Genomic DNA, 12826 nt, shown 5'->3' with positions numbered 1-12826 from the left:
ACATTGGCTGGCGGTATCGCATGCCAGGTTTCTCGACTGCGCTCGAAACGAACGGTGAAGGGTACAACCGCCTGAGCGAAGCGGTTCTACAACAGGCTGATCCGTACCCCGTCGATCACGAACTGCACGGCGAGCGCCGCGAGGAGCACGCCGAGCAGCCGAGTGATCACCGCCTCGATCTTGACGCCGAGCACGCGCATGATCGGCCCCGCCGCGAGCAGGGCGAGCAAGGTCAGCGCCAGGATCGTCGCCAGCGCGGCGAGCACGACGAGGGTGCGCTCGATCCCGTCATTGCGGCTCATCAGCAGCATGACCGAGGCGATCGAGCCGGGGCCGGCGATCATCGGCATGGCCATGGGGAAGATTGAGACGTCCTCGACCTCGGGCGTCTCGGCGACCTTCGCCGCTCGGTCCTCGCGCCGCTGCGTGCGTTTCTCGAACACCATCTCGAGCGCGATCAGGAACAGCATGATGCCGCCCGCGATGCGGAAGCTCGCCAGGCTGATGCCGAGCGCGCGCAGCAGATCCTCGCCGAACAGCGCGAAGACGAACAGGATCGCCGAGGCGACCAGAACCGAGCGGACCGCCATGGCGCGGCGATGCGCCGGCGACGCGCCCTTGGTCAGGCCGGCATAGATCGGCGCGCAGCCCGGCGGATCGATCACCACGAAGAAGGTGATCAGCGAGGAGACGTAGAGCGCGATCAGGCCTGACGTGCTCACTGCGCCGCGATCCGGTCGGTCATGACCGGTTTCATGACGCGCCCGTCCCACAGCCAGACGTCGAAGCTGCGCGCGCCATCCGGGGCGACGTGCCAGCGCCAGGCGAGCGTGCGGTCTTCCGACTGGCCCTCGGCGGTCTCACCGTCGCGGTAGCGCACCGCGGCGACGGTGGAAGGGCTGCCCTTGCACGAGCCGCGGCGAATCTTCGGCGCGTCGCCGGCGGGGCGCGGTTTGGCGAGGCCATCGCCGCCGTCCATCGTCCATTTCCAGCCGCCATCGGCCTGACGCTGCCAGACGGTCGAAAAATAGCCGAACGCGTCGCCCTTCGGCCTGATCCACGGGCCGGTATTGACCGCCAGCGCGCCGTCGCACGAGACATAGCTGTCAGCCGCCCACCACATCAACGCGGCCGGCGGATCCTTGCGGTCCCTGAGAAAGTCCTGCGTCTTCACCGGCTGGGGCGCAAACATCACCGCATCCTCGGTCGCGTAGCGGCGGAACGCGGTCCATTGCCCCTCGGCCTGGGCGGCGTTGGCAAAGGCGCGCTCGGCCTGCGCCGCGGTCTGCGGCACCGCCGCGGCGAGGAGCAGGACGATCACAGCGCGTCCTTGTCGTAGGGCACCTTCATGCGGCGATGCGCCGAGACCAGCGTGTTACGCAGCAGCACCGCGATCGTCATCGGCCCGACCCCGCCGGGCACCGGGGTGATCGCGCCGGCGACGCTGGCGGCACCGGCGAAATCGACATCGCCGACCAGCCCATCCTCGGTCCGGTTGATGCCGACATCGATCACGGTCGCGCCGGGCTTGATCCATTCGCCGCGGATCATCTCGGGCCGGCCGACCGCCGCCACGACGATATCGGCGCGGCGCACCACGCTCGACAGGTCCTTCGTCCTGGAATGCGCGATGGTGACGGTGCAGCTTTCCTTGAGGAGGAGCTGCGCCATCGGCTTGCCGACGATGTTGGAGCGGCCGATCACCACCGCGTCGAGCCCGCCGAGATCGCCCAGCCGGTCCTTGAGCAGCATGATGCAACCGAGCGGAGTGCAGGGCACGAAGCCGTAAAGGCCGGTCGCGAGCCGGCCGGCATTGACCGGGTGGAATCCGTCGACATCCTTGTCCGGGTCGATCCGGGTGGTGACGACCCGCTCGTCGATATGCGCCGGCAAGGGCAGCTGGACGAGGATACCGTCGACATTCGCATCGGCATTGAGCCGGTCGACCAGCGCGACCAGTTCGTCCTGCGGGACATCGGCGGGTAGGCGATATTCGAAACCCGCCATGCCGGCGTCCTTCACCGCCCGGCCCTTAGAGCGGACATAGACGGCGGAGGCCGGATCGTCGCCGACCAGCACCACCGCGAGCCCGGGCGGGCGGCCGGCGGCGGCGACAAACGCCGTCACCTGCTCGGCGATGCGACCGCGCAGGGCCAGGGCAAAGGCTTTTCCGTCGATGATATCAGCGCTCATGGCGCCGCCTCATAAAGACTGGCGGCGATTTTCGCCAGCAGCGCGGGCTCGCCCGATATGGCGAGCCGCTTCAGCCGCGCGGTCTCCCCGGCGACCAGGCTGACATCGCGCTTCGGCACGCCGAACGCCCTGGCGACAAGGGCGACCAGCGCCGCATTGGCCGCGCCCTCGACCGGCGGCGCGTTCAGTCGCGCCGCGAAATGATCGTCGGTTCCAGCCACGAGAATGTCGCGGGAGGACCTGGGCGTGACACGAACCGCGATCGCGATGCCGTCCGGCCGGAGCGCCCAGGCGGGCATGGTTCAGACGACCGGCGCCGCGACGAGTTGGGCATAGATGGCCGGCACGATGATGTTGGACAGGATGTAGAGGATGAGCAGGACCACGAGCGGCGACAGGTCCAGCGCACCGAAATCGGGCAGGATCCGCCGGATCGGGCGATAGAAGGGCTCGGTGATTTTCCGCAGCGCTTCCCAGATTTGACGGACCGTGTCGTTATGGGTGTTGATCACGTTGAAGGCGATCAGCCAGGACAGGATCGCCTGGATCAGGATGATCCAGGTGGCGACGTTGAGAAGCACCTGAACGATCTGAAGAAGGACGAGCAAAAGGGCCAAGGCGGGTCTCCGGGTCGAGTGGAAGCCAAGCCTAGCGAAACGCGGTCGTTTCGAACAGGCCGTTCAGCGCCGAACCAGCGTGCCCGCACCGCGCCGGGTGAAGATTTCCAGCAGCATCGCATGCGGCACCCGGCCGTCGAGGATGACCGCGGCGTCGACCCCGCCCTCGACCGCGGCGACGCAGGTCTCGAGCTTCGGAATCATGCCCCCGCTGATCGTGCCGTCGGCACGCAGCGCAGCGATGGCGTCGGGATTCAGGTCCGTCATCAGCTCGCCCGACTTGTCGAGCACGCCGACCACGTCCGTCAGCATGAACAGGCGCTGCGCGCCCAGTGCCGAGGCGATCGCGCCGGCCATGGTATCGGCATTGATATTATAGGTCTGGCCGTCCGCCCCTTGCGCGATCGGCGCGACCACCGGGATGATGCCGGCGGTCGACAGGGTGTCGATGATCCGCCGGTCGACGCCGACCGGTTCGCCGACGAATCCGAGATCGACATGGCGCTCGATGCCCTGCAGCCGGTCGGGGGTGTTGCGGCCGACCTTCTCGGCGGTGACGAAACCGCCATCCTTGCCGGAGATGCCGACCGCGCGGCCGCCGGCCTGGCCGATCCAGCCGACGATTTCCTTGTTGATCGATCCGGCCAGGACCATCTCGGCGATCCGCGCAGTCTCCGCATCGGTGACGCGAAGCCCGTCGACGAAGCGCGATTCGACGCCCAGCCGCTTCAGCATCGCGCCGATCTGCGGCCCGCCGCCATGGACGACCACCGGGTTGATCCCGACCGCCTTCATCAGCACCACATCCTCGGCAAAATCGCGCGCCGCCTCGGGATCGCCCATGGCGTGGCCGCCATATTTCACGACGAAGGTCGCGCCGGCATAGCGCTGCATATAGGGCAGCGCCTCGACGAGCGTTTCGGCCTTGGCGAGCAGGGCGGGATCGGGGGAGTGATCGGTCATGCGGGCCCCATAACCGGAACGTCAGCTTGGTGAAAGCTACTACCCCTCTCCCTTCGGGGAGAGGCAAGCTGAGCAGCAGCGAGAAGGAGAGGGCTCGGTCGGAACGGGCCATGGGACCAAAGCCGGCCGTTCCGACCGAGCCCTCCCCTCGCCGGCTTCGCCGTGCGTCCCCTCCCCTACGGGAGGGGTTTAAGAGCGCGCTGCGTCCAGGCGGCGGCCGAGCCAGACGAAGAAGGTGATCAGGAACGGCACCAGCACGATCGACAGCACGACCTTGGCGAGCATCTGGCCGCCCATCAGGCCGAGGATCGGGCGTTCGCCGTAGAAGGATATCGAGATGAACAGCACGGTATCGACCACCTGGCTGACGATGCTGGCGATCATGCCGCGGAGCCAGAGCAGCTTGCCGGTGCCCTCCCGCAGCTTCGAGAAGATGAAGATGTTGAGCGTCTGCGAGATGCCGTAGGAGATCAGCCCCGCGATCATCATCCGCGCGCTTTGCCCCACCACGATCGGAAAGGCCTCGATCGCCGGCGGGTACATGCCCGGATCGGTCGGCAACGCCAGCACGACCTGAATCAGCGCCGCCGAGACGATCAGCGGCACGAAGCCGAAGCGGACCAGCATGTCGCCCGCCTTGCGGCCGTGCAGTTCGGTCACCGCGCTGCCCATCACGACCAGCAGCAGGAAGCCGAAGATCCCGGCCTCGACCGCGAGCGGACCGAGCTGAACCTGTTTGACCCCGAGCACGCCCGCGATGCAGACCATGCCGCCATAGAAGATCGAATAGACGAAGAGCGAACGCGGGATCGCGGGAGGGGTCTGAGTCATCGCCGGGACGCTACCGCCTTTTACGCGCACGTCAAACCGCCACTAGCCCAATCGCGTCCGGCCTGTATGGTGGGTTCCCGCGCCGTCCCCCCGGGACTGCGTTGTCTTATTCGCAGGCGGGCGCCCTTCATGAACAGTTTTCCGATCGGTATCATCGGCATCGCCGTCATCCTGGCGCTGGCCTTCCTGCTGTCGACCAACCGGCGCGCGATCCGGCTGCGCGTCGTCGGCGCGGCCTTCGCGCTGCAGGCCGGCGTCGCCGTGCTGGTGCTCTATGTGCCCGCCGGCAAGGCCGCCATCCTGGGCCTGTCGCACGGCGTCGCGGCGATGCTCGGCTATGCCGGAGAGGGTACCAAGGTCATCTTCGGCCCGCTCGCCACCGATCCGCGCTTCGGCACGTCGTTCGCCATCTCGGCGCTGCCGGTCGTGATCTTCTTCGCCGCTTTGGTCTCCGTCCTCTATCATCTCGGCATCATGCAGGTGATCGTGCGCTGGATCGGCGGCGCGATCGAATGGGTGACGGGCGTCTCCAAGGTCGAATCGCTCTGCGCCGCCGCCAACATCTTCGTCGGCCAGAGCGAAGCCCCGCTGGTGATCCGACCCTATCTCGCGTCGCTTACGCCGCAGCAGCTGTTCGCGGTAATGACGGTCGGCATGGCCGGCGTCGCGGGCACGATCCTGGCCGCCTATGCCGCGCTGCTCGGGCCCGCGTCCCTCCCCTATCTGCTCGCCGCCTCCTTCATGTCCGCGCCGGGCGGCCTGCTGATGGCCAAGATCATCATGCCCGACGATCCCCATGTCGTCGAAGACGAACTGCCGCTCGGTGACGATATCGAGGCGCAGGTGATCCGCGTCGCCGAGGCCTCGATCGAGGAGGAACGTGCAGCCAACATCATCATGGCCGCCGCGATGGGGGCGCAGACCGGCGTGAAGATCGCGGTCGCGGTCGCGGCGATGGTGCTGGCCTTCGTTTCGCTGGTCGCGCTCGCCAACGGATTGCTCGGCGAGGTCGGCAGCTGGTTCGGCTATCCGACTCTGAGCTTCCAGGCGATTCTCGGTACGATCCTGTCGCCGGTCGCCTTCCTGATCAGCATTCCGTGGAGCGAGGCCGGTACCGCGGGCGGCCTGCTCGGCACCAAGGTGGTGCTCAACGAGTTCGTCGCCTTTGCCGATCTCAGCCAGATCAAGACATTGTCGCCCCGCAGCACGGCGATCGTGACCTTCGCGCTGTGCGGTTTCGCCAATTTCAGCTCGATCGCGATCCAGATGGCCTCCGCCGGCAGCCTTGCCCCCAACCAGCGCTCGATGATCGCCAAGCTCGGCATCCGCGCGCTGATCGCGGGTAGCCTGGCGAACCTGATGAGCGCCGCGCTGGCGGGCATGCTGATCAGCTAGGCGCGGGATTCACGCCCGGCGGCGGCAATGCGCTCGCACCGGTCGGCATAGCGGTGGTGCAGCCATTGCACGGCTTTCGACAGGACGAAGATCAGGACGAGGCCGGCCGCCAGCATGGGCAGCAAGCGCCCGGCGGACAGGGCATCGCCGAACAGCCGCTCGATCCCCTGGCCGAAACCATAGCCGATGCCGGTGAACAGGGCCGCCCAGATCGCCGCGGCGAGCGCGTTGAGCGGCAGGAAGGTGCGCGTGCGGAGATGCGAGGTGCCGATCGCGATCGGGCTGATGGTGCGCAGGCCGTAGAGAAAGCGGAAGCCCATCACGAACAGCACGGGATGCCGTTCCAGGGTGACCAGCGCCTTGGCGAAGCCGGGCTTCGCGGCCAAGCGCTTGACGCGCGGATGATCGCGGAAATAGCGGCCCGAGGCGAAGAAGAGCTGGTCGGCGACGAACGACCCGGACGCGGCGGCAAGCCACACTGCCCATAAGGGGAGCAAATGACGGTGCGCCAGCACCCCGCCGGCGACCACGCAGGTTTCTCCCTCGATCCCCGCGCCGAGGAAGATCGCAGCCGCGCCATAGTCGGCGATGAGGGACTCGATCGTCATGCCCCCGACTGATGGCGGATCGCGGGCGGCCTGACCAGCCCGGCGTCAGGCGCCGGGCTGCACCACGCGAAGGTCGAGATCGGACAGCGGCGTGCCAGTCGCCCGATCGACCACGACCGCCTCGACCGGCGCGCCGCTGCCCTTTTCGACCAGGTGCGAGACGGGCGCGTCGCCGAAGTGCCGGGCGCCCCAGGCACCGAAGGCGAACAGCACGGGCAAGAAATCGCGGCCGCTATCGGTCAGCAGATATTCATCGCGCGGCGGATGTTCGCTGTAGCGATGGCGCTCGAACAGTCCGCCTTCGACCAGCGCGCTCAGGCGGCGCGTCAGGATGTTCGGCGCGATACCCAGATTCTTCTGGAACTGGTCGAAACGCGTCGCGCCGCCGCCAGCGTCGCGCAGGATCAGCATGCTCCACGCATCGCCGACATGGCAGAGGCCGCGAGCGACCGGGCAGGGCCCGTTCGAATATTTTTCGGTGTCCATTGCACAATGATAGTCACGTTCCTATCATTATGCAAGTCACCGGCACTACCCCTCTTTCAGGCGCCGGCGGAGCAAGGAGACACACCATGACGACTTCGACCTTGGGCACTACCCTCATCACCGGCGCATCGACTGGCCTTGGCGCCGTCTATGCCGACCGCCTCGCCCGTCGCGGCTACGACCTGATCCTCGTCGCGCGCGATGCCGGACGGATGGAGACGCTGGCCGCCAAGCTGACCGCCGAGACCGGCCGTTCGATCGACGTGCTGCCCGCCGACCTGACCGACCGCGCCGATGTGGCGAAGGTCGAGGATCGCCTGACCTCCGACGCCGCGATCACGCTGCTGGTCAACAATGCCGGCATGTCGCTCAATGGCGGCCTGCTCGACAGCGAGGTGGCCCAGGTCGAGAAGCTGATCGCGCTCAACATCACGGCGCCGACCCTGCTCGCCGGTGCCGCCGGAAAGGCCTTCGCCGCGCGCAAGAGCGGCGGAATCATCAACATCGCCTCAGTGCTGGCGCTGCTCCCGGAGATGTTCGACGGCGTCTATAGCGGCTCCAAGGCCTATGTGCTGAACCTCAGCAAGTCGCTGGCCAAGCAGCTCGAGCCACAGGGCGTGCGCGTCCAGGCCGTGCTGCCCGGCGCGACCCGCACCGAGATCTGGGAGCGCTCGGGCAAGGACGTCGACAGCTTCCCGGTCGAGTGGGTGATGGAAGCGGGCGACCTGGTCGATGCCTCGCTGCTCGGCTTCGATCGCGGCGAGACGATCACCATCCCGCCGCTTGCCGATGACGGCCAGTGGGACGCCTATGAGGCCGCGCGCCTGGCGATGGACGGCAAGCTTTCCAACCGCGAGGTTGCGCCGCGCTATCGTGAGGCCGTTGCGGCCTGAGCCGCGTGAGCGGGCGTGGCGCCATCAAGGGATATGGCGCCGCGCCCGCAAGCTTCTCAGAACCGGTCGGAAACGAGCCCATCGATGGTCCGGTCCTTCAGCCAGCGGCTGCCGAAGCTGCGGAAATTGGTGACGCGGTCGAGCACGAAGCTCTCCCCCCTGGGCACGCGCAGGCGGAAGAAATCCGCCTCCATCACGTCGTTGAGATAGAAGGCTGCGCGAGGATCAGGTTTCTCGACGGCGATCTCGACATTGCTCATTTCGATATTGCGCACGTCGCGGATGAAGAATCCGGTCGCGGGCACGTCACCGAACATGTTGGGCTCGGGATAAGCGAGCTCGTTGAGCGGCGGGCGCAGCGTCGCCATTGCCTCGGGCGCCCCTCCGATCTGGTGGAGGAAGACGTCGCTGATCTTCACGTCCTCGATCGGATGGCCGGGAATGCCGGCCAGGATCGAGGGCAGCCAGCCCGCGCCCGAGCTGACGATATTGCTGATCAGCACCCGCTTCAACGTGCCGATCGGCGCGCCCTTGGGCCCGCGCATGCGCCGGCCCAGCCGCATGAAGATCGGCGAGCTGAAGCTGCCGCGCATCGTGACGTTGGTGACCGTCACATCCTCGAAACTGGCGCCGTCGACGGTTTCCAGCGCGAGGCCCTGGCTGTCGTCGAACACGCAATTGCTGATGGTGATCTTCTTGAAGCCGCCATTCGATTCCGTGCCGAACTTGATCCGGCCGTGCACGGTGTTGGCGAAGGAAGCCGGCATCTTCTCCCAGGTGCCGTCGATCACCGATCCGATCACATAATTGCCGGTGACCAGGCAATTGGCGATCATCAGATCCTCGGTATCGCGACGGTAGCCGAGCGCGAAGCTGCTCTTGGGGCAGATCGCATCGTCCCAGGGCGAGTTGATCGTGCAATTGGTGACGCGCACGCCGCGGCAACAATCGATATCGAAACCGTCGCGGTTGGTGTCGACCAGCAGATTGTCGATCGTCAGATTGTCGACGCCAGTCGCAAGCAGCGCGAACCAGCCGCCTTCGAGCACCTGGAAATCGCGCAGCAGCACGTTGCGGCACAGCTTCAGCGCGATCGCCTTGTTGCCGGTGCCGGGGCCGTTCGGGTCGCTGAGATAATTGTCCTTGCCGTCGCCGCGGCCCAGGCCCTTGCCCCAGATCAGGCCCGATCCGACGATCGCGATATCGTGCAGCCCTTCGCCCCAGATCAGGCTGTTGCGCCAATGACCATGACCGAAATCCTGATAGGCGCCGTGATCGCCGATCGGCTCCGCATGGTCGTAGCCGCCGCTGCCGGTCGTCGGTGCGGGCGCGGCGAGGATCGTCGCGCCCTGATCGAGATGGAGCGTGATCCGGCTCTTCAGGCGAATGGTGAAACAGGCATAGGTGCCGGCCGGGAAAAACACCGTGCCGCCGCCGCGCGCCGCGGCGAAATCGATCGCCTTGTTGATCGCGATCGAATCGATCGTCGTGCCGTCACCCTTGGCACCGAACTGGCGGACATCGACCCAGCCGCTCGTCCCGGCGAGGGGCAGCGCGCCCTGGCGCTCAGCGGCGAGCGCGGGGCTGGCGCCAGCCGCCGCAGTCAGGGCGGCCGAGCCGCCCAGGATCATCGAACGGCGATCGAGCGTCATCGAGTTTCCTCATGGTGGGCACGGAAGAGGGCAGCCGCCGGGGCGGCTGCCCTGTCCCTATCAGAACTTCACCGTCGCGCCGATGAAGAGCTCGGTGCCGATCACGTCATAGGTCGCGGCGAAGGTATTCGCGCCGGGGCCCTGGGTCGAGACGGGAGGCTGCTTGCCGAACACATTGTTCGCGCCGCCGAAGAAGGTCAGGTTCTTCAGCACATCGAGGTTGAACGAGACGTCGAAATAATTCTGCGCCCCCAGCTTCGGATAGGCGAAGCTGCTCAGTGCCGGTGCGTTGGCGGCACCCGAGCGCAACGGCAGCAGATAGCGGTCGGTCGTGACCGAACCGATATAGCGATGCCGGACGCTGAGACTCAGCTTGTCCAGGTTCCAGGTCACCCGCGACGAGCCGCGCCAGGTCGGCAGCGGCTGGCCGCAGGTGGTGCCGAACGCGCCGGCGCAATGGTTCTGGATGTTCGGGAAGGCCGCGACCGGAGTCGAGGTGAAATCGTTGAGCCAGGTATAGTTGGTGCTGAAATCGAACGAGCTCGTCTCGCTCAGCCCCGGGAAACCGAAGCCGACATTGAGGTGATAGCGCGCGGCGAAATCGATACCCGAGGTCTTGAGCGAGCCGGTATTGGCGTTGCGGATCTGCGCGACATACGGATCGTTGATCGCGCCCGAGTTCGGATCGCGCTTGATCGCCTGGCAATATTCGCTGGTCGCGTCCTGGATCACGTTGAAGCAAAGGTTCAGCGTGTTGGCGAGGCCGCCGCCGAGCGGCGAGATCGCGCCGTCCAGCGTGATGTTGAAATAATCGATGCTGAGATAGAGCCCCTTGATGAAGCTCGGGGTCAGCACGACGCCCGCGGTGAAGGTATCCGACTTCTCCTCGCCGACATTCGGATTGCCGCCGAAATCGGCCGGGATGATGCTGTTCGGCTGGACGCCGGCGGTGAACACCGCCGCCGCGGGCACGCCGTTCGCGACGCAGACCGCGCGGACCGCTGCCGTCTGCTGCGCCACCGGCACGCGATCCGAGCAGGGATCGGTCGCCGTGCCGACGACACGGCTGGTGCCGCCGAACAGCTCGTTGACGTTCGGCGCACGGATCGCGCGCTGATATTGGCCACGGAACGCGATGTCCCGGTTCACGCGCCAGTCGAGCCCGCCGAGATAGGTCCAGACCCCGCCGATGCCCGTCAGGCTGTAATCGGAATAGCGGAAGGCGGCATTGGCGGTCAGGTTCTGGATGAACGGCGTGTTGTGAATCAGCGGCACGCGGATTTCGCCGAAGACTTCCTTCGCCGACACCTTGCCGGTGGTCGGCAGGCCCGGGTTGAACCCGGCGACGTCACCCGAGGAGAGGAAGGAATCCGGATTGAACTTCGCGCTCGATTCGCGCCACTCGACGCCGGTCGAGAAGCCGACCGGGCCCGCCGGCAGCGAGAAGAGATTGCCGGTGAGGTTGGCGGAGGCGACCTGCAGTTCCGCCGTGGTCGAATTGGTCGCGCTGATCGAGATGGCGCTGGCGCAGGCGGCCGTGATGTTCTGGCCGAAGATGTTGCAGACCGGCGCCGCGCCGCCGACCGAGAGCAGGGACGCCTGCAGGCGGCTACGCGAGATAGCGTTGCGCAGGAGGGTCGTCTCCTCCGTGCGGGCATAGGTGTAATAGACGTCGTAGGAGAGGTCGGTCAGGAAGCTGTCCGACGCGCTGCCCAGATCGCCACGGAAGCCCCAGGCGCCACGGAAGGTGTTGCGGCGGGCATCGGCCTGACGGCGGCCGACTTCGAGATAGCGACGCCCGGCGGTGACGACGGCGAGTCCGTCGCCGGCGACCGTGGTGCGCGAGGCGGAACCGCTGGTCACCGTCGTCGTGCCGGTCTCGGCCAGATCGAGCTGGCGGAACACTTCGCGCAGCTGCGGCGTCAGATAGGGGTTGTTGGTGTTGAACAGGGTCGGCACGCCGACATTGCTCGGCGCCAGCTGCGCGCTCACCAGGTTGTTGGAGTAATGCAGCTCCATATAGCCGGTGATGTTGTCGCTGAAGTCGTAATGACCGAAGCTGTTGATCATCCAGCGCTCCTGCGGGATGATCAGGTAATTGTCGGGGCCGAGGTTGAAATCGTCCTGCGGAGTCAGCGCCGGGCGCGCGGTCGTACCTTCATTGTTGAAGGTGAAGCCGCGCGAGCCAAGGCCACCAAGACCCGCCGCGGTATAGGCGGCCTGAAGGGCCGGGCTGGCCGCACCGAAGGTCGGCAGGCCCGAGAAACGGCCATTGGGAATGTCGCCGCTGCCGCCGGCGATGAAGCCGAGCTGACCACCGGCCGAGGTGCAGGTCTGGCCGCCCGGGATCGCGAAAGGGGTGCCGGCGTGATTGGCGTTGCCGGTGCCGGGCACGATGCAGCCGTCGGACAGCGAATCATAGGCGAAGTCACCGCGCTCGCCGCGGGTGATCGCGCCGCGCTTCAGATAGTTGCCCGACACGACCAGATTGCCGCGGCCTTCGGAGAAATTGCCGCCGAGCGTGACGTCGAACGTATAGGTCGGCGTGCTGGTCGGCGCGGCATAGTTCAGCTGCGCCTTGGCCTCCACGCCTTCGAAATCGTCGCGCATGATGAAGTTGACGACGCCGGTGATCGCATCCGACCCATAGACCGCCGACGACCCGCCGGTGACGACTTCAGTCCGCGCGATCAGCGAGGTCGGGATGGTATTGAGATCGGTGACCTGATCCGGGCCGTAGATCGCGAAGCGGCGGCCGTTGACCAGCACCAGGTTGCGGGTCGCGCCGAAGCCGCGAAGATTGACGTCGGCGGTGCCGCCCGGAACGGTGTTCGAAGTCGCGCCGCCATTTTGCGACCCGACGAACTGCGGCGAATCGCTCAGCAGCTTCTCGATATTGACCGTGCCGGCAAGCTTGACGTCCTCGGCATTGATCACGCTGACCGGCGTCGAAGCGTCGAACTCGGCGCGCTTGATGCGCGATCCGGTGACGGTGATTTCCTGCTCCTGCCCGACCGTGGCTTCATCGGCCGGAACGGCGGGCGCCGCGCTCTGGTCGATGACCGGCTGCGCCGTTTGCGCCGAAGCGATCGAGGCAAAGCTCAGGCCGGCGGCGACGAGCGCCGATCCGCACAGGAAGCGCGCGCGGCGGCTGATGATCTGGGTATCTTTCATAGGTTCCATCCCCT

13 protein-coding genes are annotated in these 12826 nt (G+C 66.6%); 2 read left to right on the top strand and 11 right to left on the bottom strand.

Annotated elements, in window-relative coordinates; all coding sequences use genetic code 11:
• Positions 1-86: 86 nt before the first annotated feature.
• The 7 genes from AC1DX5_RS13125 to AC1DX5_RS13095 form a co-directional block, all read right to left on the bottom strand.
• Positions 87-707, bottom strand: a complete 621-nt coding sequence (locus AC1DX5_RS13125) for a MarC family protein (RefSeq protein ID WP_465174028.1) — start codon at positions 705-707, stop codon at positions 87-89.
• Between the two features lie 11 nt (positions 708-718).
• Complete coding sequence (locus tag AC1DX5_RS13120) at positions 719-1321, bottom strand: Cif family virulence factor (RefSeq protein WP_465171500.1); 603 nt, start codon at positions 1319-1321, stop codon at positions 719-721.
• Positions 1318-2193, bottom strand: coding sequence for a bifunctional methylenetetrahydrofolate dehydrogenase/methenyltetrahydrofolate cyclohydrolase FolD (gene folD, locus AC1DX5_RS13115; RefSeq protein ID WP_465171499.1), 876 nt, complete (start codon positions 2191-2193; stop codon positions 1318-1320). The genes AC1DX5_RS13120 and folD overlap by 4 nt, the downstream gene beginning before the upstream one ends.
• A complete protein-coding gene (locus AC1DX5_RS13110) occupies positions 2190-2492 on the bottom strand; it encodes a DUF167 domain-containing protein (protein WP_478015881.1) in 303 nt (100 codons plus the stop codon). The genes folD and AC1DX5_RS13110 overlap by 4 nt, the downstream gene beginning before the upstream one ends.
• Positions 2493-2495: 3 nt before the next feature.
• A complete protein-coding gene (locus tag AC1DX5_RS13105) occupies positions 2496-2801 on the bottom strand; it encodes a YggT family protein (protein ID WP_465174027.1) in 306 nt (101 codons plus the stop codon).
• 72 nt (positions 2802-2873) lie between these two features.
• On the bottom strand, positions 2874-3773 hold the full coding sequence (argB, locus tag AC1DX5_RS13100; protein ID WP_465171497.1) for an acetylglutamate kinase: 900 nt from the start codon (positions 3771-3773) through the stop codon (positions 2874-2876).
• 189 nt (positions 3774-3962) lie between these two features.
• On the bottom strand, positions 3963-4604 hold the full coding sequence (locus AC1DX5_RS13095; RefSeq protein ID WP_465171496.1) for a queuosine precursor transporter: 642 nt from the start codon (positions 4602-4604) through the stop codon (positions 3963-3965).
• 129 nt (positions 4605-4733) lie between these two features.
• Here AC1DX5_RS13095 and AC1DX5_RS13090 point away from each other — a divergent pair, with 129 nt between their 5' ends.
• Complete coding sequence (locus AC1DX5_RS13090; protein WP_478015879.1) at positions 4734-5999, top strand: NupC/NupG family nucleoside CNT transporter; 1266 nt, start codon at positions 4734-4736, stop codon at positions 5997-5999.
• Here AC1DX5_RS13090 and AC1DX5_RS13085 read toward each other — a convergent pair.
• Both AC1DX5_RS13085 and AC1DX5_RS13080 read right to left on the bottom strand, forming a co-directional pair.
• On the bottom strand, positions 5996-6607 hold the full coding sequence (locus AC1DX5_RS13085; RefSeq protein WP_478015877.1) for a DedA family protein: 612 nt from the start codon (positions 6605-6607) through the stop codon (positions 5996-5998). The two genes, AC1DX5_RS13090 and AC1DX5_RS13085, sit on opposite strands and share 4 nt — an antisense overlap.
• A 45-nt stretch (positions 6608-6652) precedes the next feature.
• Positions 6653-7093 carry a winged helix-turn-helix transcriptional regulator gene (locus AC1DX5_RS13080; protein ID WP_478015875.1) on the bottom strand — a complete coding sequence of 147 codons (441 nt, stop codon included), beginning with the start codon at positions 7091-7093 and terminating at the stop codon, positions 6653-6655.
• Positions 7094-7179: 86 nt separating this feature from the next.
• Between AC1DX5_RS13080 and AC1DX5_RS13075 the strand changes: the two genes are divergently transcribed.
• The gene (locus AC1DX5_RS13075; RefSeq protein ID WP_478015873.1) at positions 7180-7986 is read left to right on the top strand and encodes an SDR family NAD(P)-dependent oxidoreductase; all 807 of its coding nucleotides are present in this window, start codon (positions 7180-7182) and stop codon (positions 7984-7986) included.
• A gap of 56 nt (positions 7987-8042) precedes the next feature.
• Here AC1DX5_RS13075 and AC1DX5_RS13070 read toward each other — a convergent pair whose 3' ends face one another.
• Both AC1DX5_RS13070 and AC1DX5_RS13065 read right to left on the bottom strand, forming a co-directional pair.
• The gene (locus AC1DX5_RS13070) at positions 8043-9638 is read right to left on the bottom strand and encodes a rhamnogalacturonidase (RefSeq protein ID WP_478015871.1); all 1596 of its coding nucleotides are present in this window, start codon (positions 9636-9638) and stop codon (positions 8043-8045) included.
• 60 nt (positions 9639-9698) lie between these two features.
• Positions 9699-12812, bottom strand: a complete 3114-nt coding sequence (locus AC1DX5_RS13065) for a TonB-dependent receptor domain-containing protein (RefSeq protein WP_478015869.1) — start codon at positions 12810-12812, stop codon at positions 9699-9701.
• Between the last annotated feature and the right edge of the window lie 14 nt (positions 12813-12826).

Source organism: Sphingomonas sp. P2_B6, assembly GCF_056404755.1.
The sequence above is the reverse complement of the archived record's forward strand: the minus strand, read 5'-3'. Positions and strand labels throughout refer to the sequence as shown.

Coding starts and splice junctions, on each gene's coding strand:
- AC1DX5_RS13085 (WP_478015877.1), bottom strand. CDS start 6,607: ATGACGATCGAGTCCCTCATCGCCGACTATGGCGCGGCTGCGATCTTC.
- AC1DX5_RS13110 (WP_478015881.1), bottom strand. CDS start 2,492: ATGCCCGCCTGGGCGCTCCGGCCGGACGGCATCGCGATCGCGGTTCGT.
- folD (WP_465171499.1), bottom strand. CDS start 2,193: ATGAGCGCTGATATCATCGACGGAAAAGCCTTTGCCCTGGCCCTGCGC.
- argB (WP_465171497.1), bottom strand. CDS start 3,773: ATGACCGATCACTCCCCCGATCCCGCCCTGCTCGCCAAGGCCGAAACG.
- AC1DX5_RS13075 (WP_478015873.1), top strand. CDS start 7,180: ATGACGACTTCGACCTTGGGCACTACCCTCATCACCGGCGCATCGACT.
- AC1DX5_RS13070 (WP_478015871.1), bottom strand. CDS start 9,638: ATGACGCTCGATCGCCGTTCGATGATCCTGGGCGGCTCGGCCGCCCTG.
- AC1DX5_RS13090 (WP_478015879.1), top strand. CDS start 4,734: ATGAACAGTTTTCCGATCGGTATCATCGGCATCGCCGTCATCCTGGCG.
- AC1DX5_RS13095 (WP_465171496.1), bottom strand. CDS start 4,604: ATGACTCAGACCCCTCCCGCGATCCCGCGTTCGCTCTTCGTCTATTCG.
- AC1DX5_RS13065 (WP_478015869.1), bottom strand. CDS start 12,812: ATGAAAGATACCCAGATCATCAGCCGCCGCGCGCGCTTCCTGTGCGGA.
- AC1DX5_RS13080 (WP_478015875.1), bottom strand. CDS start 7,093: ATGGACACCGAAAAATATTCGAACGGGCCCTGCCCGGTCGCTCGCGGC.